Source organism: Fretibacterium fastidiosum, assembly GCF_964642095.1.
In the GTDB taxonomy this organism is placed as follows: domain Bacteria; phylum Synergistota; class Synergistia; order Synergistales; family Aminobacteriaceae; genus Fretibacterium; species Fretibacterium fastidiosum.
In genome coordinates, this window is the sequence record NZ_OZ209244.1 from 1,070,464 (window position 1) to 1,095,817 (window position 25,354).

At 63.6% G+C, this 25,354-nt stretch carries 20 protein-coding genes; 13 read left to right on the forward strand and 7 right to left on the reverse strand.

Annotated features, from left to right (window positions below):
* The first annotated feature begins 187 nt into the window (after positions 1 to 187).
* The 13 genes from ACK28C_RS04735 (at position 188) to ACK28C_RS04795 (ending at position 18,414) form a co-directional block, all read left to right on the forward strand.
* A complete protein-coding gene (locus ACK28C_RS04735; protein ID WP_015556875.1) occupies positions 188 to 2,023 on the forward strand; it encodes an ABC transporter ATP-binding protein in 1,836 nt (611 codons plus the stop codon).
* Positions 2,020 to 3,762, forward strand: a complete 1,743-nt coding sequence (locus tag ACK28C_RS04740; protein ID WP_015556874.1) for an ABC transporter ATP-binding protein — start codon at positions 2,020 to 2,022, stop codon at positions 3,760 to 3,762. The genes ACK28C_RS04735 and ACK28C_RS04740 overlap by 4 nt, the downstream gene beginning before the upstream one ends.
* Positions 3,763 to 4,312: 550 nt before the next feature.
* The gene (locus tag ACK28C_RS04745; protein ID WP_015556873.1) at positions 4,313 to 5,956 is read left to right on the forward strand and encodes a nucleoside kinase; all 1,644 of its coding nucleotides are present in this window, start codon (positions 4,313 to 4,315) and stop codon (positions 5,954 to 5,956) included.
* Entirely contained in the window at positions 5,946 to 6,890 is a 945-nt protein-coding gene (locus ACK28C_RS04750; protein ID WP_208873584.1) for a site-specific DNA-methyltransferase, read from the forward strand. Before ACK28C_RS04745 ends, ACK28C_RS04750 begins: the two co-directional genes overlap by 11 nt.
* Positions 6,887 to 7,522, forward strand: coding sequence for a BglII/BstYI family type II restriction endonuclease (locus ACK28C_RS04755; protein ID WP_015556872.1), 636 nt, complete (start codon positions 6,887 to 6,889; stop codon positions 7,520 to 7,522). Before ACK28C_RS04750 ends, ACK28C_RS04755 begins: the two co-directional genes overlap by 4 nt.
* Positions 7,523 to 7,534: 12 nt before the next feature.
* Complete coding sequence (gene ade, locus ACK28C_RS04760) at positions 7,535 to 9,298, forward strand: adenine deaminase (protein WP_015556871.1); 1,764 nt, start codon at positions 7,535 to 7,537, stop codon at positions 9,296 to 9,298.
* A gap of 16 nt (positions 9,299 to 9,314) precedes the next feature.
* Positions 9,315 to 10,634 carry an NCS2 family permease gene (locus ACK28C_RS04765; protein WP_015556870.1) on the forward strand — a complete coding sequence of 440 codons (1,320 nt, stop codon included), beginning with the start codon at positions 9,315 to 9,317 and terminating at the stop codon, positions 10,632 to 10,634.
* Between the two features lie 180 nt (positions 10,635 to 10,814).
* Positions 10,815 to 12,458, forward strand: coding sequence for a hypothetical protein (locus ACK28C_RS04770; protein ID WP_208873582.1), 1,644 nt, complete (start codon positions 10,815 to 10,817; stop codon positions 12,456 to 12,458).
* Between the two features lie 36 nt (positions 12,459 to 12,494).
* Entirely contained in the window at positions 12,495 to 13,235 is a 741-nt protein-coding gene (locus ACK28C_RS04775; RefSeq protein ID WP_015556869.1) for a gamma-glutamyl-gamma-aminobutyrate hydrolase family protein, read from the forward strand.
* A 100-nt stretch (positions 13,236 to 13,335) separates the two neighbouring features.
* Positions 13,336 to 14,259: an AraC family transcriptional regulator gene (locus ACK28C_RS04780; RefSeq protein WP_015556868.1), complete on the forward strand. Its 924-nt coding sequence runs from the start codon at positions 13,336 to 13,338 to the stop codon at positions 14,257 to 14,259.
* A 230-nt stretch (positions 14,260 to 14,489) separates the two neighbouring features.
* Positions 14,490 to 15,713: a hypothetical protein gene (locus tag ACK28C_RS04785; protein ID WP_409152533.1), complete on the forward strand. Its 1,224-nt coding sequence runs from the start codon at positions 14,490 to 14,492 to the stop codon at positions 15,711 to 15,713.
* Positions 15,714 to 16,071: 358 nt separating this feature from the next.
* Complete coding sequence (locus ACK28C_RS04790) at positions 16,072 to 17,169, forward strand: hypothetical protein (protein WP_208873578.1); 1,098 nt, start codon at positions 16,072 to 16,074, stop codon at positions 17,167 to 17,169.
* Positions 17,170 to 17,514: 345 nt separating this feature from the next.
* A complete protein-coding gene (locus tag ACK28C_RS04795; protein ID WP_208873577.1) occupies positions 17,515 to 18,414 on the forward strand; it encodes a hypothetical protein in 900 nt (299 codons plus the stop codon).
* 623 nt (positions 18,415 to 19,037) lie between these two features.
* On the opposite strand, the gene ACK28C_RS04800 is transcribed toward ACK28C_RS04795, so the two are convergent.
* The 7 genes from ACK28C_RS04800 to ACK28C_RS04830 form a co-directional block, all read right to left on the reverse strand.
* The gene (locus tag ACK28C_RS04800) at positions 19,038 to 19,826 is read right to left on the reverse strand and encodes an ABC transporter ATP-binding protein (RefSeq protein WP_015556866.1); all 789 of its coding nucleotides are present in this window, start codon (positions 19,824 to 19,826) and stop codon (positions 19,038 to 19,040) included.
* Complete coding sequence (locus tag ACK28C_RS04805) at positions 19,823 to 20,800, reverse strand: iron ABC transporter permease (protein ID WP_243440654.1); 978 nt, start codon at positions 20,798 to 20,800, stop codon at positions 19,823 to 19,825. Before ACK28C_RS04805 ends, ACK28C_RS04800 begins: the two co-directional genes overlap by 4 nt.
* Positions 20,801 to 20,832: 32 nt before the next feature.
* Positions 20,833 to 21,918 (reverse strand): ABC transporter substrate-binding protein, encoded by a 1,086-nt coding sequence (locus ACK28C_RS04810; protein WP_208873573.1) that lies wholly within the window; start codon positions 21,916 to 21,918, stop codon positions 20,833 to 20,835.
* Between the two features lie 77 nt (positions 21,919 to 21,995).
* On the reverse strand, positions 21,996 to 22,625 hold the full coding sequence (locus ACK28C_RS04815) for an ABC transporter ATP-binding protein (RefSeq protein ID WP_015556865.1): 630 nt from the start codon (positions 22,623 to 22,625) through the stop codon (positions 21,996 to 21,998).
* The gene (locus tag ACK28C_RS04820) at positions 22,618 to 23,487 is read right to left on the reverse strand and encodes an ABC transporter ATP-binding protein (RefSeq protein WP_015556864.1); all 870 of its coding nucleotides are present in this window, start codon (positions 23,485 to 23,487) and stop codon (positions 22,618 to 22,620) included. The genes ACK28C_RS04815 and ACK28C_RS04820 overlap by 8 nt, the downstream gene beginning before the upstream one ends.
* 12 nt (positions 23,488 to 23,499) lie before the next feature.
* Positions 23,500 to 24,354 (reverse strand): ABC transporter permease, encoded by an 855-nt coding sequence (locus tag ACK28C_RS04825; protein ID WP_015556863.1) that lies wholly within the window; start codon positions 24,352 to 24,354, stop codon positions 23,500 to 23,502.
* Positions 24,347 to 25,336 (reverse strand): ABC transporter permease, encoded by a 990-nt coding sequence (locus ACK28C_RS04830; RefSeq protein ID WP_409152534.1) that lies wholly within the window; start codon positions 25,334 to 25,336, stop codon positions 24,347 to 24,349. The genes ACK28C_RS04825 and ACK28C_RS04830 overlap by 8 nt, the downstream gene beginning before the upstream one ends.
* Positions 25,337 to 25,354 lie beyond the last annotated feature (18 nt).

The window sequence follows — 25,354 nt, forward strand, 5'->3', positions numbered from 1 at the left end:
GAACTAGAATTATACCATAACCCATGTGTCCGCCCCCTTTCATCCTTGCCCAGGCCCCCAGAACGTCGAGGCGTTTTTGGTTGTATAATAAGGCAAATGAGAGTTTTGTCTATATAACTCTCACGGCTTTGGAGGTTCGTCCTTCGTTCGTCTTTCGGGTTCGGGCTTCAGGAAAGGAGCGGTTTGCATGGAAAAAAAGAAAAGGAGCGGGATCGCCCGGCTTCTGGAGATCGCCGGGCAGCGGCGCGGGCTGGTGACGCTCTCCTGCGCGCTCTCGGCGGTCAGTGCGGCACTGATGCTGGTGCCCTTTCTGAACGTGTACTTCATCCTGGGAGAGCTCTTGCAGCACGGGCTGTCTCCCGCGAACTCCGGCTTCTTCGTCCGTCAGGGGGCCGTCGCCTTCGGGGCCATGGCGCTGGGGTTCGTCGTGCGGTACGCCTCCCTGATGGCCTCGCATGTCGCCGCGTTCCGCATCCTGTACGGCATCCGATTGGGCCTGGCCCGCCACATCGGCAGGCTACCGCTGGGGTTCCTGTCGGGCACCACCATCGGCGCGGTCAAGAAGACGATGGAGCAGAACGTCGAGGACATCGAGCTCTTCGTCGCGCACAGGATTCCGGAGGTGGTCGATGCGGCGACCACGGTGCTCATCCTGGCGGGGGCGCTCTTCTTCCTCAGCGTGCCCCTGGCGCTGACCTGCGTCGGGGCGTTCGTCGCAGCCCTGGCCTTTCAGGGGTCCCTCTGGTTCGGGAAGAAGGGACGGGATAACCTGAAGGCGTACTACGACGCGCTGGAGCGGGTCAACGCCTCGGCGGTGCAGTACGTCCGCGGGATGCAGATCGTCAAGGTGTTCGGCCGCACCGTGCAGTCCTTCCGGAGCTTCTACGCCGACCTTCAGGACTACGGGAAGCTGTGCATCCAGTTCACCAACGCCTTTCAGAACGGCTACATCCTGTTTCGCGTGGTCGCCAACTCCTTCCTCGCCCTCCTGCTGCCCGTCGGCCTCCTGCTCCTTCGGGACGACCCGGCGGGCCAGGCCTTTGCGCTGACGTTCCTGTTCTTCGTGGTGATGGCGCCCGGCGCGGCGGCCCCCATGACGAGCCTGGCGATGCTGGCCATGCAGGGACGGCAGATCGACGAGGGCGTGGAGCGCATCGAGGCCGTGATGGACCGGAAGCCCGTGCCCGAACCCCAAAAGCCCAGGCGGCCCGACCGGTTCGACGTCGAGTTCCGGGACGTGAGCTTCTCCTACGATGCGGAGGGGCCGGAAAACGCAAACGCCGTCTCCACGCGAGCCCGCGCCCTGTCCTCCGTCTCCTTTCACGCGGAGGAGGGGCGCGTGACCGCTCTGGTCGGGCCTTCGGGCGGCGGAAAATCCACCGTCGCCAGCCTGATCCCGCGCTTCTGGGACGTGCGGGAGGGGGAAGGACAAATCCTCATCGGGGGCGTGGACGTCCGGGACATCCCGAACGAGGCGCTGATGGACACGGTGTCGTTCGTGTTTCAGGACAACTTCCTGTTCTTCGACTCCGTGATGAACAACATCCGGATCGGGCGGCCGGACGCGACGGACGACGAGGTGGTCGCCGCGGCGCGGGCCGCGCAGTGCCACGAGTTCATCGAGCGTCTCCCGAACGGGTACGACACCCTCATAGGTTCGGGCGGCGTCTACCTGTCCGGCGGGGAGGAACAGCGCGTCTGCATCGCCCGGGCCGTCCTGAAGAACGCGCCCATCCTGGTGCTGGACGAGGCGACGGCCTTCGCCGACCCGGAGAACGAGTTCGAGATTCAGAAGGCCCTGACCGAGCTCATCAAGGGCAAGACGGTGCTGGTGATCGCGCATCGGCTCTCCTCGATCCGAAAGGCCGATCAGATCCTGGTGCTGAACGAGGGGCGCCTCGCAGAACGAGGCCGTCACGAAGAGCTGCTGATGGCGGACGGCCTCTACGCCCGCATGTGGCGGGCCTACGTCGGAGCGGGGAGTTGGAAGCTCGGCGGGAACAGGAAGGGGGAAGTGGCATGAAGGACAGCCTGTTTCGGACCGTCACCATAGGGCACCCCGAGAAGCTGCGCAAGTCGGTCTTCTACACGATCGTGTCCTACCTGGTGAACGTCGTCCCGTTCGGCATCTCCATCGAGGTGGCCCGCACCGTGTTCACGGCCTGGTCGGCCGGCGGTGCTCCGGACATGGCGAAGCTGTGGGGGCTCTCCGCGTTCCTGCTCGTCTGGATGCTCGTGATGTTCGCGGCGGAGGTCCCGGCCTATCGGGCCTGCTACTGGGACGCCTACGAGGCCTCGGCCCAGGGGCGGGCCGAGCTGGCGGAGAAGCTGCGCAGGCTTCCGCTGGGCTACTTCGCCCGGCGCGACCCCGGTGACCTCGTGAACATGATCATGGGAGACTTCCTGCTGCTGGAGACTGCGATCTCCCACCAGGTGCCGCAGATGGTCGGGGGGCTCGTCCTGCCCGCCATCGCCTTCGTGGGCCTGTGCTTCTGGAACCCGCTCATGGCCGTCGCCATGTTCGTCTCGCTCCCCGCAGCGGCGCTGGTGCTCGCGCTCTCGACGAGGCTCCAGAACCGGCTGAGCCAAAAGCACATGAGGGCCAAGATCGACGCGGGGAACCGCATTCAGGAGTACATGAACGGCATCCGCGTCATCAAGGCCTACAACTTGACGGGCGGCCGCTTCGCCCGCCTGGAGAGCGCCTTCCGGAGCTTCATGAAGGAGAGCATCCGCATCGAGGCGGCTATGGGGCCCTTCGCGATGCTGGCGATCTCCATGATCCGCCTGGGACTCACCCTGATGATCGTGCTGGGCGTTCACCTGATGATCGGGGGGACGCTGGACCCCGTGACCTTCGTCGGTTTCCTCATCGTGGGGACGCGCGTGTACGACCCCCTGACGGCGGCGCTGCTCAACTTCTTCGTGTTCCGCTATTCCACGCTGGCCGGCAGGCGCATCCTGAGCCTGATGGAGGAGCCTGAGATGACCGGCGGGGGCGACGCGCCCGACCGCCACGACATCGAGCTGAAGAACGTCACGTTCGGCTACGGCGACGAGCCCGTGTTGCGGGACGTGAGCCTGACGTTCCCACAGGGGAGGCTGACCGCGCTGGTGGGCCCGTCGGGCTGCGGAAAGACGACCCTGATGAAGGTTATGGCCCGCTTCTACGACCCCCAGTCCGGGACGGTGCTCTTCGGCGGCGCGGACGAGCACGGGCTGGACCCGGAGAAGCTGATGCGGCGGATTTCCTTCGTGTTCCAGGACGTGTACCTGTTCCGGGACACGGTGCGGAACAACATCGCCTTCGGGCGCGAGGGGGCGACGGAGGCCGAGGTGGAGGAGGCGGCGAAGCGGGCCTGCGCGCACGACTTCATCCTACGCCTGCCCCAGGGGTACGACACGATGGTGGGGGAGGGCGGCTCCACCCTGTCGGGCGGCGAGAAGCAGCGGATCTCCATCGCCAGGGCGCTCCTGAAGGACGCGCCGGTCGTCCTGCTGGACGAGGCGACGGCGAGCCTGGACCCGGAGAACGAGGTGGAGGTGCAGCGGGCCGTCAACGCGCTGGTGGAGGGGCGCACCGTGGTGGTGATCGCCCACAAGCTGCGCACGGTCGAAAACGCGGACAACATCGTAGTGATGGAGGCAGGGCGCGTGGTGGACCAGGGTCGCCATGCGGAGCTCCTGGAGCGCGGCGGGCTGTACGCGCGGCTCTGGACGCTGCAAAACGAGTCCGTGGGCTGGAGCCTCACCGGGGACTGAGCGATGTCGCAGTTGGGCTGAGGGGGTCGGCCAGACGACCGGCTTCACGCAAGCCGATCTTTCGGGAGGATCGCGGCAGCCGGTCGGTCGGCTGAGCCGAAAGAGGACAATTTATACCAATTTGCGTTTAATACGGATTGCCTCCCCTGAAAGGGGAGGTGGTTCGCGTCAGCGAACCGGAGGGGTTCAGCCAGACGACCGGCCTCACGCAAGCCGATCTTTCGGGAGGATTGCGGCGGCCGGTTGGTCGGCTGAGGGCGAAGGAAGTCCGGGGGACTTCCGCAGCTCAGCCAGACGACACGACTTACGGACGCCGACAGGCGGTCGGCGTCGTGTCGGTCGGCTGTGCCGAAGCAAGGCAATTGATTGCCTTGTGGAGGCGTTGGCGGGGAATGTCAGACAGGCGCATCTTATGAAAAACACCCCTCCCCTTCGGGGAGCCTTCCGCCCCGCCGTTTTCCAAAAAACCGGCCATGAGCTATAATTCTCTAAAAGTACGCACAGACGCACCCTCTGCCAGGGCGTATCTCGACCGTGAGGAGGAAATGCTATGGCCTTTACCATCCACGTGCTGAACCAGGACAAGTACATCACCAGCGAGACGCCGGTGACGGGGCACAACGTGCTGGCGGATCTCGATTCCGCCGAGAAGGGGAGAGTCATCGCCTGGCGCGTGAACAACTACACCCGGCCGCTGGGCTGGGTCATCGACGACGACGCGGCGGTGGAGTTCGTCCTGACCACGTCGCCCGACGGGCTGCGCATCTATCAGCGCTCCCTGGACTTCCTGTTGGTCATCGCCTGCGAGAAGACGCTGAACCGCAAGGCGGTCCTGCGCCACTCCATCGGGGAGGGGCACTACTGGGAGCTGGAGGACGGCCCCGTGACGCAGTCCGACGTCTACAAGCTGCACGCCGCCATGAGCGAGATGGTCCACGAGGACCTGCCCATCACGCGCAAGATCCTGCCCATCGACAAGGCCAAACGCATCTTTCAGGAGCAGGGGGAGCCTGAGATCGCGGACCTCTTCGTGCGGGCCAACCTGGACCCGGTGGAGGTCTACCGCTGCAGCTCGCGCTACGGCTACTTCTGCGGGGCCATGGCCCCCTCCACGGGGCTCCTGCGCACCTTCGACCTCCTGTTGTTCGACCGGGGGCTGGTGCTTCAGTTCCCCACCGTCGATACACCGGAGGGCGTCCCCCCCTTCCAGGCGGACGCCTCGCTGGCCAGCATCTTCTTCGACTACGCCCACTGGCTTGAGGTGATGAACCTCAACTACCTCACGAGCCTGCACCGCTGTGTGGCGGAGGGGAAGGTGCAGGAGCTGATCCTCATCGCGGAGGCCTTTCACTCCCAACGCCTGGGCAGCATCGCGAAGGACATCGCCTCAAAGCCCGTGAAGGCGATCACCATCGCGGGGCCGTCGGGATCCGGCAAGACGACGTTCTCCGAGCGGCTGAAGGTGCAGCTCATGGTCTGCGGCAAGAACCCCGTGACGCTGCCCCTGGACAACTTCTTCAAGGAGCGGGAGGACTCCCCCCGCGACGAGAACGGGGATTACGATTACGAGAGGCTGGAGGCGCTGGACCTGGAGATGCTCCAGGACAACCTGGCGCGCATCCTGGCGGGCGAGGAGGTCGTCACGCCGCGCTACAACTTCATCACCGGACACAAGGAGCCCGGAAAGGTCATCCGTCTGGGGGAGGCGGACGTGCTCATCATGGAGGGCATCCACGGGCTGAACGACCGCATCCTGGCCATGCTTCCGGAGAAGAGCCGCTACGGCATCTTCGTCTCGCCCCTGACGAGCATCTGCATCGACCCCCACAACCGCGCCAGCACCGGCGACAACCGCCTGCTGCGGCGCATCATCCGCGACTACCGCACGCGGGGCAAGTCCGCGCAGGTGACCCTCGAAGTGTACCCCAAGGTCATCCGCGGCTCCATGCGCTACATCTTCCCCTACCAGAGCCGGGCGAACGCCACCTTCAACTCCGCGATGCCCTACGAGCTGGGCGTCTTGAAGAGCTACGTCGAGCCCCTGCTGCACACGGTGGACGAGCGCTCTCCCGTCTTCAGCGAGGCGCTGCGCCTCCTGAACATCCTGCGCTTCGTCCCCGCCATCCAAAACGAGGGCATCCCCAACAACTCCGTCATCCGCGAGTTCATTGGAGGCAGCTGCCTTGACGTGTGAACAGGGCGTTTTGTTCGAGATGAAATTGCCGGATTTCCGCTACGAGTGTCGAGATGCGCTTGATTTCTGCAAGGAGATACCCGATGAAACGGTGAAGCTGGTCATCACGTCACCTCCCTACAACATCGGGAAGGAGTACGAAACACGAACGGGAATTGAGGAATACGTTCGTAATCTGGAACCGATCCTTGCCGAGTTGGTCCGCGTTTTGTCGCGCGACGGCAGCCTGTGCTGGCAGACGGGCAATTGCGTTGAAGAAGGCGAAATTTACCCGCTTGACATCTACTTCTACCCCTGTTTTAAAAGAATGGGGCTGCATTTGCGTAATCGTGTGATATGGCATTTCGGTCACGGCCTGCATTGTTCCAAGAGGTTCAGTGGCCGTTACGAGACGATTTTATGGTTTACGAAGTCGGATGAGTACACGTTTAACCTCGATGACGTGCGCATCCCTTCCAAGTATCCCGGAAAAAGATACTTCAAGGGGGAAAGGAAGGGGCAGTTCAGCGGCAATCCAAAAGGCAAGAATCCTGAGGACGTTTGGGAGATGACGGTAAGCCGGTTAATTGACGATTGGGACGCGCTGGTGTGGGACATCCCCAACGTCAAGAACAATCATCCTGAAAAGGTTGAGCATCCGTGTCAGTATCCGGTTGAGCTGGCGGAGCGCTGTATCCTGGCGCTCACCAATGAAGGGGATATCGTTTACGATCCTTTCGCAGGGGTGGGGTCCTCCCTGGTGGCGGCGCTCAAGAACGGCCGCAGGGCCTACGGATCGGAATGGGAGCGGAAGTTTGTCGATACCGGCTTGGACAGACTGCGAAAGTTGAGGGAGGGCACCCTTTTAACGCGCCCTATCCATCGGGAAATATGGAGGCCCAGGCCGGGGGATAAAATCGCCCGCGTTCCCGAAGAATGGACCCAGGCACAATGAAAATCGCCCAGGTGTACAGCCATTTGAATGGACTGGAGTTCCTCCTGGTCCACAGGCCTGCGTTGTGGGATGAGGTGAAGGCCGCTGTCCAAAATGTGGATGCGTCCCTCGCCTTCAACAAAGTGAGCAGGGAAAAAACGATGACGGGAAGGACCCTGTTTGCGCCAAAGGAGCTGAACCGTCTTTTCAAAGCCGAGTTTTTGAGCAAAGGCTGGCGTGAAACAAGGATAGACTACTTCGTCAACGAGGATTTGGAGACGACGCGGGACACCGTTCACATTCGGGACAAGGACCGGCAAAGACAGGCGATTACGGAGAAGGGCTTTACTGCGTACAGCACTTATAATCAGGTGGATTTCGTGAAGGATCGCGTTGCCGTTGAGGTCCAGTTTGGCAAGTATTTTTCGGTGCAGTACGACCTGCACGTCAAGCACACGTTCTTTTATGAGAGAGGGGACATTGACGCGGGCATCGAGATCATTCCCATGCACAGCCTCATGTCGCAGATGTCGTCGGGCCTCGCCTGGTACGAAAATGAGTTGACCAACATCGTGCGCGAAGGTCGTTCTAATCCATCGGTCCCCATTGTACTGGTCGGAATTGAACCCGATGAGCGACGTCTGTCGGAATAGGAGGGAGAGTCGATGAACACACTGGCCGCAGTTGCCAGGGGCAGCCGGCCTGCGGACCTCGTGATTCGGGGGGCCCGCGTCGCGAACGTCTTTACCCTGGAGTACGAGGAGGCCGACGTCGCCGTCTGCGGGGACCGGATCGCGGGCGTCGGCAGGGGCTACGAGGGGCACCGTGTCCTGGATGCGGCGGGGGCCGTCCTGGTCCCCGGCCTGATCGACGGGCACGTCCACATCGAAAGCAGCCTGATGGCGCCGGCGGCCTTCGCGGACGCCGTGGTGGTCCACGGGACGACCACCGTCATGGCGGACCCCCACGAGATAGCGAACGCCCTGGGCCTCCCCGGCGTCCGCTACATGTACCTGGCGAGCCGCGGACTGGCCGTCGACGTCTTCCTGGGCGCGCCCTCCTGCGTCCCCGCGTCCCGCCTCGAAACGCCGAGGGATGAGCTGGACATGATGGCCGTTCGGGAGATGCTTCGGGAGGGGTGGTGCACCCACCTGGGGGAGCTGATGAACTACCCCGCGCTCATCGAAGGGGACCCGGACGTGTGGGGCAGGGTGGCGGCGGCGGGCGACGTCGTCCTGACGGGCCACGCGCCGGGCGTTTCGGGAAAGGACCTGAACGCCTACCTCACCTCGGGCGTCTCGTCGGACCACGAGTGCGTGGACCTCGATGAGGCGCGGGAGAAGCTGCGGCGCGGCATGTGGGTGATGATGCGCGAGGGCGCCTCCTTCCCCAACCTGCGGACGCTCCTTCCTCTGGTGAAGGAGAACCCGTTCCTGGCCGCGCGCTGCATGGTCGTGACGGACGACGCCACGGCGCGCTACATCCGGGACACGGGGCACATGGACGCCAAGCTGCGCATCATGATCGAGGAGGGCGTGGACCCCCTCGTGGCCCTTCGCCTGACGACGCTCTCGCCGGCGGACTACTTCCACCTGTGGGATCGGGGGGCCATCGCGCCCGGACGCCGAGCGGACCTCGTGCTGGTCGATGACCTGGCGAGCTTCAACGTGAAGCACGTCTGGAAGGACGGACGCGCCGTCGTCCAGGACGGCGTCGCGGTCAAGGGCGCGCAGGCGCGTTCCATCCCCCTGCCCCACGCTGTGCAGACGATGCCCCTCACCGAGGAGCAGCTTCGCGTCCCCGCCGGGGGCGAGACGATGAACGTCATCGAGATGCAGCCGGGCGAGATCATCACCGGCTCGCGGCGGATGCCCCCGCTCGTGTCGGAGGGGAACGCCGTCCCCGACCCGTCCCGCGACCTCGCCAAGATTGTCGTGCTGGAGCGCCACCACGGCACGGGACGCTTTGCCGTCGGCTTCGTCACGGGCTTTGGGATGCAGCGCGGCGCCATCGCCTCGTCCGTGGCTCACGACGCGCACAACTTCGTGACCGTCGGCATGGACGACCGGTCCATCGCCACGGCGCTGAAGTGCCTGTGCGAGACGGGCGGCGGCCTGGTCCTCGCGGAGGGAGGGTCCGTGCGCGGCAGCCTTCCCCTGCCCATCGGCGGCCTGATGACCCACCTGGACGCCGAGAGCGTCGCCCGCGCTCTGGAGGACCTGGAGCGGGGGGCGGAGCAGCTGGGCGTGCAGCTGCCCCACCCGTTCATGGCCCTGTCCTTCCTGTGCCTCTCCGTCGTCCCCAACCTCCGCATCACGGATCAGGGGTACGTCGATATCATGAGGGGCGGAGTTCAGCCCCTCTTTCCCGAAGGCGGCCGGGCCCCGCAGCAGGGGGACGCGACCGCCGTACCCAACTCAATCTCTTAGAAGGGGTGTCTTTGTCATGATGTCGTTTCTGGATCGCACGTTCCACGTCAGGGAGGCGGGGAGCTCCGTCCGCACGGAGTTCCTGGCCGGCCTGACCACCTTCGTCACCATGTCCTACATCGTCTTCGTCAACCCGGCCATCCTGAGCAAGACGGGCATGGACTTCAACGCGCTGGTGGTGGTCACCTGCCTCAGCTCGGCTCTCGCCACGTTCCTGATGGCCGTGCTGGCCAACTACCCCATCGGGCTGGCGCCGGGCATGGGCCTCAACGCCTTCTTCACCTACACCGTCGTGCTGGGAATGCAGATCAACGGGGCCCCCGTCACCTGGCAGATGGCCCTGGCCGCCGTGTTCATCGAGGGCGCGATCTTCATCCTGCTGACGCTGACCCGCATCCGCGAGATGGTGGTCAACACCATCCCGAAGGCGCTCAAGGTCGGCATCTCGGCGGGCATCGGCTTCTTCATCGCCTTCATCGGGATGAAGAGCGTCGGCATCGTCGTCCACAACGACGCGACCCTCATCGCCCTGGGACAGATCGGCGACAACGTCCCGGCGCTCCTCGCCATCGTCGGGCTGCTCCTGATGGCCGTGCTCACCGCCCACCGCGTCCACGGCGCCCTCCTGATCGGCATCCTGGCCGTCACCGTCCTCGCGGCCGCCTGCGGGATCACGACGCTGCCCGATACGCTCGTCTCGATGCCGCCCTCCATCGAGCCGCTGTTCTGGAAGATGGACTTCTCCCTCGTTCGTGAGCCGGACTTCTGGGTCGTGGTGTTCACCTTCTTCTTCGTGGACTTCTTCGACACCGTGGGGACGCTGGTGGGCGTCTGCAGCCGCAGCGGGCTGCTGGACGATCGGGGGCGTCTGCCCAGGGCGAAGGGCGCCCTCATGGCCGACGCCGTCGGCACCGTCGCCGGCGCGATCCTGGGGACCTCGACGGTCACCTCCTACGTCGAGAGCTCCAGCGGCGTGGCCCAGGGGGGACGAACGGGCCTCAGCTCTGTCGTGACCGCCGTCCTCTTCATCGTCGCCATCTTCTTCACGCCCGTCGTGGGCATCGTCCCGAGCTGCGCCACGGCCCCCGCCCTGATCCTGGTGGGCGTCTACATGATGATGAGCCTTCGGGACCTGGATTACGACGAGTGGACGGACGTCTTCCCCGCGATCCTGGGCTTCACGATGATGCCCCTGACCTACAGCATCGCGACGGGCATCGAGTTCGGCGTCGTCTCCTACGTGCTCGTCAAGAGCTTGTCCGGCAAGTTCCGCGACGTGAGCGGCCTCATGACCTTTTTGGCCATCCTGTTCGCCCTGAAGGAGCTCCTCTCCTGAGCCGGCCTGCGGCGTCTCGGCCCCGGACGTTTTTCGCTCCCCCGCAAGGGGGAGTTTTTTGACGACGCTCCGTGGCGGGCCCTTGCCCTTCCCCGCGCTTTCATGGATAATAGACGCAGGTGTCGTCGGGCCTCCATCGACGCCCAAGGCGCGCTTTCGCCGATGGAGGGACTTTTTTCGTTGGAGAATGGGAGATCGTCCGTGCAGTTTTTCGTGGAGATGAGGAGAGACAGGGCGGCCGCCGGATTTTCGACGTTCGACGAATTTTTGGCTCGGACGGCGAACGAGGACCGCCAATTTTTGACCGTGGAGGAGCTTCCCCTCTTTGCCCCCACGGCCTGCGGCATGGCCAACGGCGCCGGAGGCTGGGTCGTCCTGGGGGCGGAGTGGCTTGAAGAGGAAAGCCGCGCCGAGCCGCGGGGGCTCCGGAGCCCGGACGTGCTGCGCGATCAACTCGCGGTCGACTGCGGGGATGGCCGGACCTTCAGCACGGCGCTCTCCGTCACCTTTCACGTATTGAGGGACCCTGCGCCGATCCTGCTGGCCCGCGTCCTGCCGGCGGAGTGGCACGAGCGCCCCGTGTGCATCGGGCAGGACTACGCCCGCGGAACTTGGCGGCGAACGGAGGGCGTGGGCTTCCTGTCGGGCGTCGGAGCGCGCTTCCGTTTGGGGCTGGACGCCCTCGAGAGGCTGAAGGACGATCGTCCGATCCGCGGCATGAGCCTCGACGACCTTCACGAGGAGAGCGTCGCCTCCTTCCGCTCCGCGGTGGTCCGGCGCCGGCCGGAGTGGTCGGAGCTGTCCCTCGAGGCGTTTTTGGCCCGCGCGCAGGTCCTCTCAGGCGGCGCCGTCACCCAGGCAGGACACCTCATGCTGGGCCGCAGGGCCACCCGCGTCCGGGCGGAGGTCCGCAGGGGAAACGCCGACGGCGAGGCCCTGGAGGTGCGCAACCTCTGGAAGGCGTACTCCGACCTGATGCCCCGCCTCACCCGCAGCCTCTCCCCGGCCTGCGCCGCAGCCTTTCGCGAGTGCTTCGTCAACGCGCTCCTGCACGCGGACTACGACGGCGGAGACGTGACGGTGCTGCTGAGGGGTGGACCGGCCTCCGCCCGCTTCAAGAACCCCGGCCTGATGCGGACGCAGCACCGGGGCGAGAGCGCCTGCCGCAACTTCCGATTGATGAAGGTCTTTCAGCTGCTGGGGGCCGCCTGGGGCGACGGGCGCGGATTGTCCCTCATCCGTCGCTATCAGCCCGACTTCGCGCTGCAGCAGGACGCGCTGGAGCTGACCACCGCGGCGGTCCTGAACCTGGAGCCCCTGGCCGCCCTTCAAGGAACGCCCCCCACGGCACGGCGCCAGGCTGGGGCCGCGCCGCTCACCCCCCGGCCCGACGACCGGAGATCGCAGCGGGAAGCGCCGTCGCAGGAACCGGCGCCCATGGAGGCCGAGCCGGCGCCGTTCCTGCTGGCAGACCCCACGGCAACGGCCGAGGCATCGACGCCCGCCCATGAGGCCGTTTCGTCGAGGTCTGACGAGGAATCGCCCCCTTCAGGGGCTCTTGTCAGCGACCCAGTGGAGCCTGCTGAGGAAGCCCCTCTGGAGCACGCTGGGGAGGCCCCGACGGAGCCTGCCGGGAAAGCCCCAACGGGGCAGGGGGGTGAAGCGGAGCGGCGGGCGGAGGAAGCGGCCCCGGTGGCGTCCGAGCTTCGGCGGCAGACCTCCTTCGGCAGCGCCGCGGACGAGTTGGAGCGAGCCATCGCGGAGATGCGCGGCAGGCCGGAGGGCCGGCGCGCGCAGGACGAATCGGAACGGGCATCGAGTTGAGGTGCGGGGCCCATCGCGGGCGAGGAGGACTTGAACATGGCAAAGCCGATTATCGGAATTCTGGGCAACATCCTGGTGACAACGTCTTCCACCTCCGGGAGCGTCATGCGCCGCAGCTTCACGAACGACACCTGCGTCCGCTCCGTGGCGAACAACGGCGGCGTCCCCGTCATCCTGCCCTTCGTCAGCGACCTGAGCCTGATGGACCCCCTTCTTGAGGCGTGCGACGGGCTGCTGTTCCCCGGCGGGGACGACGTGGACCCCGCCTACTACGGGGAGGCGCCGCACGAGAAGCTGGGGGAGGTCGATCGCGCCCTCGACGAATGTTGGTTTCACGCTGCGCGATACGCCATGGAACGGCAGGTCCCCATGCTTGGCATCTGCCGGGGGGCCCAACTTTTGAACGTCGCCTGCGGCGGCAGCCTGTACCAGGACATCGGGGAGCGGGGGGAGGACCACCTGACGCACGTTCAGACGGAGAAGCGCCACGTCGTCACGCAGACGGCGTGCGTTGTGCCGGGCACCCGGCTGGCCCGACTTCTGGGGCGGGAGGCTGTGCCGGTGAACAGCCTGCACCACCAGTCCGTCAAGGCGTTGGGAAAGGGCCTGGCCGTCTCCGCTCAGGCGGAGGACGGAATCGTGGAGGCCATTGAGAGCGCCGACGGGCTGATCGTCGCCACCCAGTGGCATCCGGAGGACCTGATCGAGTCCGTTCCCGTGATGAACGCCCTGTTTCAGGACCTGACAGCCCGTGCCGCAGCCCGTTGTGGTGACTGACAGCCCGTGAGCAAGGGCGAACGGCAGCCGGAAGGCTCCCCGGAGGGGGGACTGACGATCTCGCCGGCCTTGAGGGCTTGTGTCGAGGAGGGATAACGGGATGAAGGACAACCTCTCCGAGAAGGTCACCCGCCCCTGGGTGCCGTTCCGCGAGTTCATCGGAAACAACCCCTACCTGGAGTTCTTCAGGACGAACAACCTGACCGTGATCGTGAGCCGCAGGCCGGTCTGTATGCTGCCCAACAGCTACCGGCACGAGAGCGTGCAGTTCTTCATCGCCCTCTCCCCGGTTCGGGGCGGGACGAGGGATGGACACCCCATCTTCGTCCCAGCCGGCTCCATCTACCCCGTCAACGGCAGTCAGCCCCACGCGGTGACCGAGCCGATCCCCAACGTCTCCTTCATCAGCCTCTACTTCCGCTATGCCTTCTTCCAAAAGATGTGCCGTACCCTGCGCGGCAGTCCCGACACGGTTTTCGAGAACGACCTGATCCCCTACGACCCCGAGCTCAAAGCCCTGATGCGCGCATTCTTCATCGAGTACGGGGGGGGCAGAAGGGGCAGCCCAGGCATCGGGTCCGGAGTGATGGTCGACTGTATCGTCATCCAGCTTGCCGTCTGCCTCATTCGCAGGCTCCGTTTCTCCGCGGCGGCCACGGAACAGCGCGTCCCAAGCGACGCGGAGCTGGACCGGGCCGTCGAGCACCTGAGCGAACGCAGTGACCCCTGTCCTCTCTCGGAGGTCTCCCAAATCGTCCATGTCAACAAGTTTACTGCCCTGCGCAAGTTCCGCGCTCACACGGGCATGACGCCCCGCCAGTTCCAGATGCTGATCCGCATCCACCGCGCGATGGATATCCTGAAGGACCCCCGGTGCACCATCGCCGAAGTGGGGAAGCTCTGCGGATTCCCCAACCCCAGCCACTTCGCGCGCGTGTTCCGCCAGAAAACCGGGCTCTCTCCCACCGAATACCGCCGAAAATCCCTCAACGAAGTGCCCCGGACCTCCAGATTTTCCTCTTAAAAAGTCAATAACGAAACAGGAAAAGGACAAAAACGGAACATTCTTTTTCAAGGCAGCGTGATAACCTAATTGCACGCAGGCTCTCATTATCTACATCTACGGGGAGGTTCGTGTACGCTCCCGGGAATGAGCAGAGGAATGATCAAACGAGGGACGGACGCGAGGCGTTGTCACGGTGCCGGGCTCAAGGAGCCTGGGGAAGACCGAAAAGGAAGGAAGTGTTGTTCGTCATGACAAAGCGTTTGAGGCAGTTTAAGGCTGCGTCAGTACTGTTTGTGTTGGCTCTGGCCGCCATCACGTTTGAGGGTAAGCCGGCTTCGGCTGCTCCTCCTGGTCTGAAGACCGAATTCTTCATCGAATACGCGGCTTCGACTTTGGAGTCGGGGGATGTAAGCGTCGAAGGGGAGACCGACCTCACGGTAAAGGGCTTTTCCGAGATGTTCCTCGGTGCGAAGGTCGATGTGGTGGGAACGCGCCAGGAGGGCGTCTTCCCCCTCAAGGTGCCCAACGAGATACAGAAAGATTCCTCTGCCGGTCTCGACTACCGGGTGGGGGTTCCCAACCACGAGGGGTCATTCGGGTTCTCGGCCGGGACGAAACCGGGCGATACGGGAAAGCTTGTGCTGAAAATGCAGAATGGGGGGACATCCTCCAAGTTCACCTTCGACATCACCGCAAAGGATCCGGTCAGCGTAGATCAGAGCAAGGCGGCACTCGCCATCGATACCTCGACGGCTTCAGAGGACACGCTGACCCTGACGCTCAAACCTATGGTCGGAGCGGTTCTCAAGGACCTCAAGGTCGCCGGCGTCGCGTTCGACTTCGACCCCGCAAAACTGGACGCAGCCAAGCTCTCCCTCACCTGGGATGGAGCCGCCAACAAGATCCAGGCCAAGGCGCTCAATGCGGCCTACAGCGTCAAGGACGTTCCGGTGAAGGCCAAGGTGGACGTGACGTTTACCGGCGTGGACGGCCAGAACTGGACCCTTTCCGAGGCCGTCAACTTCACGATTACGTCCCGGCCGGGACGCCCCGCGACCGTCACGGTGACGGCCACGGCAGGGGCCGGCGGCACCATCGCGCCGAAGGGTGCCGTCACGGTAGCCTTCGGCGCGGATCAGGCCTTCACGATTTCACCCGACAGGAACTATAAGATCAAGGACGTCAAGGTGAATGGCGCCTCCGTCGGCGCGGTGGCTACCCACACGATGAAGAACGTCACATCCGACGGCACCATTGAGGCCACGTTCGAAAAAACCTCTGGTGGCGGCGGCGGTGGCGGTAGCGGCGGCGGCGGTGGTGGTAGCGGCGGCGGCGGTGGCGGTAGCGGCGGCGGCGGTGGCGGTAGCGGCGGCGGCGGTGGCGGTAGCGGCGGTGGCGGATGCAACGCAGGCTATGCCTTCCTGCCTCTGCTGGGGCTCCTTCCGCTGGCCTCGAGGATGAAAAAACGATAATCGATAGCGGATCGAACGTAGCTTGGGAACGGGGGCCGATCTCCGGCCCCCTTATGACATCGAGTCCGTTCCGGACCTCCGGATTCTCCCTAAAAGTCAATAACAGAATAGGAAAAGGGCAAGAACGGAATATTCTTTTGCAAGGCAACGTGATATCCTGACAGCAACATAGGGGTCTGTACTGGAGGGGACGTTTCGGAGAGTTCCGCGCCCCCCTCGGGAGGAGAGGGAATCGGAAAGTAGGCGGATGGGGTTCGGACATCTTCACCATCCGTGCCGCGGTTGAGGCGCGACGAAAGATCAAAGAGGAAAGGAAGTGTGGTGCATCATGGCAAAGCGAGTGAATCAAGGAGGATTCGTGTCGGTTCTGCTCGTTCTGGCGGCTGCGGTCGTCCTGGGGACCGATCTGACGGCGGACGCAGCGGAGTTCGGATTTCACTACAAATCTTCGGCAGGGCAGGAGGGGTATGTGACTAGCGTCAAGGATACGACCACCGAAGTACCGGCACTCAAGGAGATGTTCTTGGGTGAGGAACTGGATTTCACAACCTCGGATGATTACAGCGGTGTTTGGGATAAGGTTTTGCACATGGACGCCCTTCTCGAGGAGAAGATCGAGTATGTCAACTTGGGGATGGGGACAGGGAAGGCACACTTCCTCAAAACCGTAAAACCTGGTGAAACGGGCAGACTTTTGCTGTCCCCTTCGGCCACGACAGGAGAAAAGACCTCTTTCGATCTGAAAGGGATCACCGCGAAGAGCCCCGTCAGTATGGACCTGGACAAGGCGGCACTCGCCATCGACACCTCGAAGGCTTCGGAGGACGCGCTGACCCTGACGCTCAAAGGCAAGGCCGGAGCGGTCGACAAGGACCTCAAGGTCGCCGGCGTCACGTTCGACTTCGACCCCGCAAAACTGGACGCGGCCAAGCTCTCCCTCACCTGGGACGGCGCCGGCAAGAAGATCCAGGCCAAGGCGCTCGACGCGGTATACAGCGTCGCGGGCGTCCCGGTGAAGGCTGAGGTGGGCATGACGTTTACCGGCGAGGACGGCCAGAACTGGGCCCTTTCAGAGGACGTCAACTTCACGATCACGTCCGGGCCGGGACATCCCGCGACCGTCACGGTGACGGCTACGGCAGGGCCTGGCGGTACCATCGCGCCGAAGGGGGCCGTCACGGTGGCCTACGGAGCGGACCAGGCCTTCACGATTTCACCCGACATAAACTATAAGATCAAGGACGTCAAGGTGAATGGGGCCTCTATTGGCGCGGTGGCCACCCATACGATGAAGAACGTCACATCCGACGGCACCATCGAGGCCACGTTCGAAAAAACCTCTGGCGGTGGTGGCGGTAGCAGTGGCGGTGGTGGCGGTGGTGGATGTAGCACGGGCTACGCCTTCCTGCCTCTGCTGGGGCTCCTTCCGCTGGCCTTGAAGATGAAAAAACGATAATCGATAACGGATTCGACTGTAGCTTGAGAACGGGGGCCGATCTCCGGCCCCCTTTATGACATCGAGTCCGTTCTGGACCTCCGAATTTCCCTCCTAAAAAGTCAATAACGGAACAGGAAAAGGGCAAGAACGGAACATTCTTTTGTAAGGCAACGTGATATCCTGACGGCATGCAGTCTCTCGTTCTTTATGGAGAGGCAGGGGGAGGTTCTCGTGTCCGCCTCCCGGGAACGGGCGGAGGAATGGCCAAACGAGGGACGGGCGCCGCTGCGGAGGGAGGTGTTGTCACGGCGCCGGACTTGAGGGGCCTGGGGAAGACCGAAAAGGAAGGAAGTGTCGTTCGTCATGACAAAGCGTCTAAGACAGTTCAAGGTTGCGTCAGTGCTGTTCGTGTTGGCTCTGGCCGCCATCACGTTTGAGGGTAAGCTGGCTTCGGCTGCTGTCCCTCCTATTCTGAAGACCGACTTCTTCATCAAATACGCGGCTTCGACTTTGGAGTCGGGGGATGTAAGCGTCGAAGGGGAGACCGACCTCACGGTAAAGGGCTTTTCCGAGATGTTCCTCGGCGCGTCGGTCGATGTGGTGGGAACGCGCGAGGTTGGCTTCTTGATCGCCCAACCTAACGAAATACAGAAGGATTCCTCTGCCGGCCTCGACTACCAGGTGGGGGTTCCCAACGACAAGGGGTCCTTCAGGTTCTCGGCTGGGACGAAACCGGGCGATACGGGAAAGCTTGTGCTGAAACTGGAGCATGGGGGGACATCCTCTAAGTTCACTTTCAACGTCACCGCAAAGGATCCGGTCAGCGTGGACCTGAGCAAGGCGGCGCTCGCCATCGACACCTCGAAGGGTTCGGAGGATACGCTGACCCTGACGCTCAAACCCACGGTCGGAGCGGTCGATAAGGACCTCAAGGTCGCCGGCGTCACGTTCGACTTCGACCCCACAAAACTGGATGCGGGCAAGCTCTCCCTCACCTGGGACGGCGCCGCCAACAATATCCAGGCCAAGGCGCTCGACGCGGCCTACAGCGTCAAGGACGTTCCGGTGAAGGCCAAGGTGGACGTGACGTTTACCGGCGTGGACGGCCAGAACTGGACCCTTTCCGAGGCCGTCAACTTCACGATCACGTCCGGAAAAACCTCTGGTGGTGGTGGCGGCGGTGGCGGCGGATGCAACGCAGGCTACGCCTTCCTGCCCCTGCTGGGGCTCCTTCCGCTGGCCTTGAGGATGAAAAAACGATAATCGATAGCGGATCGAACGTAGCTTGAGAAAGGGGGCCGATATCGGCCCCCTTATGATATCAAGTCCGTTCCCGTGATGAACGCCCTGTTTCAGGACCTGACGGGCCGGGCCGCCGAGTGCTGTGGGGACTGACGGCCCGTGAGCGTCAGCGAACGGCAGCCGGAAGGCTCCCCGAAGGGGAGGGGTGTAGGGGCGGCGAGTGTTTTTCATAAGACGCGCCTGTCTAACATCTCCCGCCAACGCCGAAAGACGACAATAAATTGTCCTCTTTCGGCACAGCCGACCGACACGACGCCGCAATCCTCCCGAAAGATCGGCTTGCGTGAGGCCGGTCGTCTGGCCGAGCTGCGGAAGTCCCCCGGACTTCCTTCGCCCTCAGCCGACCGACACGACGCCGACCGCCTGTCGGCGTCCGTAAGTCGTGTCGTCTGGCCGAACCCCTCCGGTTCGCTGACGCAAACCGCCTCCCCTTTCATAAGTGAGACAGCAAATCTTTGATTTGCGTCGTCGAACTTAGGGGCTTCATCAGGGGAGGCAATCCATATAAAACGCGATTTGGTATAATAGCGCTTCCTTAAGCAAGTTCAGGGGGAACGGTCCGTGGGGGTGAAGTGCGCGGCGCGTTATGCAAGCGACAGCGGAACCACGATGTCGTAAAGTTCCCCCCTGTCTTCGATCTTGCGGATCGCGGCGTGCACTCCAAAGGCGCTGCGGATGTTCTCCACCGTCACGACTTCATTCACTGGGCCATAGAGGTTTGTCCCATCCCGATTCAAGAGCAGGGCCTTGTCCGCCAGCCGCATGGCGTGGTCGGGAAAATGCGTGTTCAGCACAACGGATTTGCCAAGGTCGTGCGCCAGGTGACGAATGACCTCCAGGATCACCAGCTGGTTGTGAAAGTCCAGGTTGGACTCCGGCTCGTCCATCACCAGCAGGGATGGCTGCGTCGTCAGCGCGCGAGCGATCAGGACCATCTGCAGTTCGCCGCCGCTCATGCGATTGCAGGGCTTATCCTTCAGGTGCAGGATTCCCGTTTCCTCCATGCACTCCATGGCGATTCTCTCGTCGTCAGGCCCCGGCTGCTTGAACGCTCCAAGGTGTGCACTTCGCCCAAGGAGCGTCATTTCATACGCCGTATAGGGGAAGCCGGCCGTTCTCGCCTGCGGTACGTAAGCCATCTTTCTCCATATCTGTCGAGGGCTGAACGACGAGAGTTCGCGCCCGTCGATAAAGGTCCCTCCGTCACGCCATGGCAGGAAACCCATCATGCAACGAAGCATCGTCGTTTTTCCTGCCCCGTTTGCCCCCAGAACCGCCAGCACCTCTCCCGGCTCTATGCGGAACGAGATGTCGCGCAGAAGGATCGAGCCGCGACGATAGCCGAAACAGCCATTCTCGACCGCAAAGATCATTTCATGCCCCCCTCCTGCGTGGAGCGCAACAGCATGATGAACACGGGGGCGCCCACGATGGCCGTAAGGATCGAAACCGGTATCTCCGCGGCGGTAACGCTCCGCGCCACCGTGTCAACACAGAGCGTAAACGCCGCGCCGAACGACAAGCTGAGGGGGATGATGCGTTGATTGCTGCCGCCGCCGACCATGCGCGCAAGGTGCGGGATCAGGAGGCCGATCCATCCAATCTTGCCGCACATCGAAACGCAGGAAGCCGTCATCGCCGCTGCCGCAAAGATGACCGTGAAGCGCATGGCTCTGAGGTGAATGCCCATGGAACGCGCTTCGTCCTCGCCGAGGGAGAGGATGTTGAGTCGCCAGCGCAGCAGAAATATAGTCAAAAGCCCGGCGCCGATCATTGGCGTTCCAAGTGCCAGCGTGTAGTAGTTGGAGGCCGACAGGCTGCCCATCAGCCAATAGGTAATGGTCGGCAGCGCTTCCTCGGGGTCGGCGACGTATTTCAGGAGCGAGAGCAATCCGTCGAACAGCGCGGAGATGACGATGCCGGCCAGCACGATCATCACGATCGTACTCTGTTTCCGAATCCTTGCAGCCGACCATGTCAGGAGCACGGCAATCAAGCCGAAGACCAAAGCCGTTGCCTGCACGGCCAGCAGGTTCCAGCGAAGCATCAGAGCGATCACGGCCCCGCAGGAGGCGGCGCTGGCCACGCCAAGCGTGTCCGGCACCGCCAGCGGATTGTTGAACAAGCTCTGAAAGGCTGCGCCGGACACGGCCAGCGCCGCACCGCATAAAGCGCCTTGCAGGATGCGGGGCAGGCGAATTTTGAACACTACGGCAAACTGCATGGCGTCGACTTTTTCTCCCGTCAGCGGCGAGAAGAGGACGTGGAGCGTTTCCCACAGGCTGATGGAGTACCGCCCCACGCCGAGGCAAAGGAGCGCCGTCAAGAGGGGAAGGGCAAGCAGCAAAAGCGCGCCTGCCCTCCTTGAAGATAGAGCCATCAGTTGAAGATGGCGGCCTCGCGTCCGGGGTGCAGTATCTTGGCGATGTCCTCGTCCGTTGGCTCGTAGTGGTAGAATTTTTGATAGTAATCCCTAAGCTCCTTCGCGATATCGACGTCGCTGAACAGCTCCGGATGCAGTTGCTGGGCAACCCACAGGATGCAGAGCGGGGTGTCGCCGGACGGCGGATACCAGCGATAGATGCCCAGAGGAAACTTGTAGACGCGCTTGTTTTTCACAGCGCTTACCAGACCCCAGTCGTAGCCGGCGATCTTGTTCTCGTAGAAATCCTCAGGCACATAGGGGCAGAAATTGTTGATCAGGATGACCTCCGGGTCCCACTCGTAGATCTGCTCGAGGTTGACGCCCTTTTGGCCGTCAATCTCCGCCGCTACGTTCACCGCCCCGCACTCGCGCAGATAGAACTCGGAATAGTGATTCGAGCCCGACGCCACGAGCTGGTTTCCGCTGTACCCGGCAAAGATCACCGCCTTGGGGCGCTTGAGGTCGCCCGCCGCAGCGATACGGTCCCGCACCATTTGAAGCGTCTTCGCGCCATAGTCCGAAACGCCCGCCGTCCCCTCGCCTGCGCCAAATACTCTTTCAAGGTAGCCCAGCCAGTCGGCAATCGTCCCCAGCGGGTCGCCATGATACTTTTCTGTGCGGAAACACACGGCAGGAAGCCCGATGCGGCGATAGGCTTCCCCCTCCTCCGGACGCGAGGCGTTGTAGAACACGACGTCCGGCTTCAACTTCAGGACTTCCTCGACGTTCACCTCGCCGCCCTTCATGAAGTCGGAAGGAATATCGAGGATTTTCGGAAACATCTTTGCAAGGTAGGAGTACCGTGCCGCCACCTTCGTGCCGTCTGAGATGCCGATCAATCCTGTAATGCCGCCGCGATAGAGGCAGTATACGCTCGTCAAAGGCATGATGGACGTGATGAGAACACGTTCCGGCGAGCGCGGCACCGTCACCTCCTGCCCGCTGTCGTCCACAAACTTGACGAATTCGGCGCCCAGCGCGCCTTGTGCGCACAGCACACAGCACAAAAACGCCAAAAAGCTTCTCTTGAAAAACCTCAACCTGTTGCCCTCCTTAAAAATAAAATATACCTCCCTGATCCGTTCTGCGCCTCGCGCACCGTGGGTTTGTTTCAACGTCACAGGCTGCTGCGGTCCACCTGCACGTGATTCAGCTCCGGAATGTGGATGATGCGGTCCGCGACGCGCTCCGCCAGGGCGCGGTTGTGCGTTATCGCCACCACGGCCATGCCGTTCCGGTCCGCATAGTTCAGCACGAAGTTCCAAATGTGCGCCTGGCTCAAGGCATCCAGCATCGTCGTCATCTCGTCGGCGATCAGGACGCGCGTTTCGCTCCGCATGACGCGCGCCACGCAGAAGCGCTGCAGCTCGCCGCCCGAGAGCTCGATGGGCCAGCGATCGTACCACAGGGGGCGAATGCCCACCTCGCGCAGGACGTCTTCGTCCAGCGCTCCGGCCTCGAACAGGGACTGCCGCATCTTCCAACGCGGGTTGAGCGCCCGCTCCGGGTGCTGGTAGATCAGCTGAACGGGGCAGTAGCCGCGGCCGGGCAGCGGGGCGCCGTTCCACAGCACCGCGCCTTCCGCGGGGCGTTCGTACCCGGCCATGAGCTTTGCCAACGTGCTCTTGCCGTAGCCGCTGGGGCCAAGGATGGCGATGCGCTCCCCATCGGCGACCTTAAGGCTCACGTCCTTCAGGACCCATGGTCCGCCGCCGTAATGAAAGCCGACGTTGTTTACCTCAAGCATCGCTGCACCTGCACCTCATCGTTTCTCCGTCCACGTCCCACGTCGCTTCGCTTGCCCCGCACGCGGGGCAGCGCTCCAGGGAGAACCCGTTCTGGGGTAGAGCCCGAAACAGGGCGCGGCTGTAAGGGTGCTTCAAGCCGGCGCCGTCCCCGCTGAAGGCCGCCGCCGCGGCGGTTTCCACGACGCGGCCCTCGTGGAAAATCGCGACCTTATCCGCCACGCCAAGCGCCAAATCGATGTCGTGCGTGATGAGGAGGATGCCCTTCCCCTGGTCCGCCATGACGCGAAAGTCCTTCAGCGCCTCGATGGCCAGCTCCAGGTCCAGTCCAGGTGTCGGCTCGTCCGCAATCAGAAGCTCCGGGTCGGCGACGAACGCCGTGGACAGGAGGACGCGCCGGGCCATTCCGCCCGAAAGCTGAAAGGGATAGGAATCCGCCGTCTCGCGCTTCAGGTTGAAGTGACGAAAGGCCGCCCGTTGCCTCTCCCGAGCGCTTTCCCCCGCCGTGCCGCACACCTGGTCTCCCACGCGCATCAGCGGATCGAGGTAGGCCACGGACTGCGGAATGAACGCGATCTCACGTCCGCGCAGGCGGGACTTCATCCCGTCCGTCATGACCGCGCCGCAGTAGAACATCTCGCCTCCAACGCGCGCGTTGTCGGGCAGGATCCCCAGCACCGCGTGAGCCAGCAGGCTCTTGCCGGAGCCGCTCGATCCAACGACGGCCAGGATCTCTCCGCGCTCCAACGACACGCTCAGGTCGGTGATGGCGCAGTAGTCCACCCTCTCAAGGCGCGTGTCGTAGCTCTCGAAGCTCACGGACAGGTGGCACACTCTCAGGAGGCTGTCTTTCAATTCGCCCATCTCCAGTCCCCCCTACTCCCTCGCAGCGTGCGGGTCGACGAACACCCGCAGGCTGTCGCCCACGACGTCGAAAAGCTGTACGACGAGGAGCAGCGCCAGGCCGGGGAAGAACGCCAGCCACCACATGCCGGCCGCCAGGTGTCGCATGGACTCGGCGAGGATGACGCCCATGGCCGGCGTGTCGAGCGGCAGACCGTAGCCCAGAAACGTGATGCCGGCCTCATGAAGGATCGCGTGCGGAAACAGCAGGATCAGGCCGACGGCGTACTGTGGAAACACGTGAGGGACGATGTGCCGCAGGGCGATGTGGAGCGGGCCCTTTCCCATCTTCCGCGCGACCTGCACGTACTGCGCGGAGCGGATCTGGAGGATTTCCGCGCGGATGAGGCGCGTCAGGTTCGGCCAGTGCGTGACGGCGACCCCTGTGATGACGCCTGCGGCGCCTCCTCCGGCGGCGATGGAGATGAGGATGAGCAGGATCAGGTGTGGCACGCCCATGCACAGGTCAACGCAGTAGCTGACGGCGGAGTCCGTCCGCCCGCCGAAGATGGCGGACAGGCTCCCCAGGATCAGCGCGATGACCGAGCTGATGACCGCAGCCGTCAGACCGATGCGGATGCTGAGCGACAGGCCCGCAACGACGCGAAAGAACATGTCGCGCCCCAGGCTGTCGGTCCCGAAGGGATGAGCGGCGCAGGGGGCGATGTACCGAGCCGAGTAGTTGGGGCCATAGTCGCCGGGGCCAAGGAGCGATCCCCAGACGAAGATCCCCGCGAGGAGGATAGCCCCCAGCCCAATCGCACAGAGCGTCCTGCGGCGGTGATTCAGCCACGGGCCGCGCGCTGCCTTGACGAGCGCTTCAGCCATGGGCTTTCTCTCCCTCCCGAATGTGCGGGTCGATCAACCCGTAGAGGACGTTCGCGGCCAGGTTCCCCGCGAAGACGAAGAGCACGCTGAAGAGGGCGATGCCCATCAGGAGCGGTGCGTCCGCGTGGAGGCCGGCCTCGACGGCGGTGCTGCCCAGGCCGGGGTAGGAGAACACCTTCTCCGCCAACACGGAGCCGCCGAATATCTCGTTCACCGAGGCGAACTGCAGCGTGATCGCCGGCAGGGCGATGTTGCGCAGGCCATGGCGCCGGATGATCTGCCCCAGCGACTCGCCGCGGGCACGGGCGAAGAGGACGTATTCGCTCTCCAGCACGTCGATCAGCTTCTGTCGGGTGTGCAGCGCGATGTTCGCCACGCCGGTGATGGACAGCGTCAACGCAGGAAGGATGAGGTGGTGCAGCCGCTCGGCCCACGTCGTCTCCGCGGCCACGCGGCCGATGGGGATGGAGAGCCCCAGGGGGAACCACTGTAGCTGTACGGCAAACACGATCAGGAGCAGAAGTCCGAGCCAAAACGTCGGAGTGGAGGCCAGAAGCAGGCTGAAGGTCTTGATCACCCTGTCCGGCCAACCGCCCCGCCAGGCGCCGGCGGCGATTCCTAAAATCAGGCCAAGGACGCCGGACAGCGCCCAGGCCGTGCCCATCAGAAGCAGCGAGGCCTTGAAACGCTCCGCCAGCACTTGCGACACCGGCTTGTGGTGCATGATGGACTGTCCGAGGTCGCCCCGCAGGGCCGCTGCTGCCCACTTGAAGTAGCGTTCCAGGGGCGGCCGGTTCAGGTCCCACTGCTCCTCGATGTGGGCCCGCTGTTCCTCTGAGACGTTGACCTCACCGAGGAAGGCATCAATCGCTTTCAAGGGTGACGCCGTGACCAGAAAAAAGCTGAGCGCGGAACAGGAAACGAGCAGGAGCAGCAACCGCCCGAGAGACCCCGCGACGTACCGTGCGAATCCCTTACTCACTAACCCCTCTCCTTCCCC

Bases quoted from the DNA above. Each gene is read 5' to 3' on its own strand.
- ACK28C_RS04820 (WP_015556864.1), bottom strand. From the start codon at position 23,487: ATGGGCGAATTGAAAGACAGCCTCCTGAGAGTGTGCCACCTGTCCGTG.
- ACK28C_RS04740 (WP_015556874.1), top strand. From the start codon at position 2,020: ATGAAGGACAGCCTGTTTCGGACCGTCACCATAGGGCACCCCGAGAAG.
- ACK28C_RS04755 (WP_015556872.1), top strand. From the start codon at position 6,887: ATGAAAATCGCCCAGGTGTACAGCCATTTGAATGGACTGGAGTTCCTC.
- ade (WP_015556871.1), top strand. From the start codon at position 7,535: ATGAACACACTGGCCGCAGTTGCCAGGGGCAGCCGGCCTGCGGACCTC.
- ACK28C_RS04795 (WP_208873577.1), top strand. From the start codon at position 17,515: ATGACAAAGCGTCTAAGACAGTTCAAGGTTGCGTCAGTGCTGTTCGTG.
- ACK28C_RS04780 (WP_015556868.1), top strand. From the start codon at position 13,336: ATGAAGGACAACCTCTCCGAGAAGGTCACCCGCCCCTGGGTGCCGTTC.
- ACK28C_RS04745 (WP_015556873.1), top strand. From the start codon at position 4,313: ATGGCCTTTACCATCCACGTGCTGAACCAGGACAAGTACATCACCAGC.
- ACK28C_RS04785 (WP_409152533.1), top strand. From the start codon at position 14,490: ATGACAAAGCGTTTGAGGCAGTTTAAGGCTGCGTCAGTACTGTTTGTG.
- ACK28C_RS04800 (WP_015556866.1), bottom strand. From the start codon at position 19,826: ATGATCTTTGCGGTCGAGAATGGCTGTTTCGGCTATCGTCGCGGCTCG.
- ACK28C_RS04775 (WP_015556869.1), top strand. From the start codon at position 12,495: ATGGCAAAGCCGATTATCGGAATTCTGGGCAACATCCTGGTGACAACG.
- ACK28C_RS04765 (WP_015556870.1), top strand. From the start codon at position 9,315: ATGATGTCGTTTCTGGATCGCACGTTCCACGTCAGGGAGGCGGGGAGC.
- ACK28C_RS04815 (WP_015556865.1), bottom strand. From the start codon at position 22,625: ATGCTTGAGGTAAACAACGTCGGCTTTCATTACGGCGGCGGACCATGG.
- ACK28C_RS04735 (WP_015556875.1), top strand. From the start codon at position 188: ATGGAAAAAAAGAAAAGGAGCGGGATCGCCCGGCTTCTGGAGATCGCC.
- ACK28C_RS04825 (WP_015556863.1), bottom strand. From the start codon at position 24,354: ATGGCTGAAGCGCTCGTCAAGGCAGCGCGCGGCCCGTGGCTGAATCAC.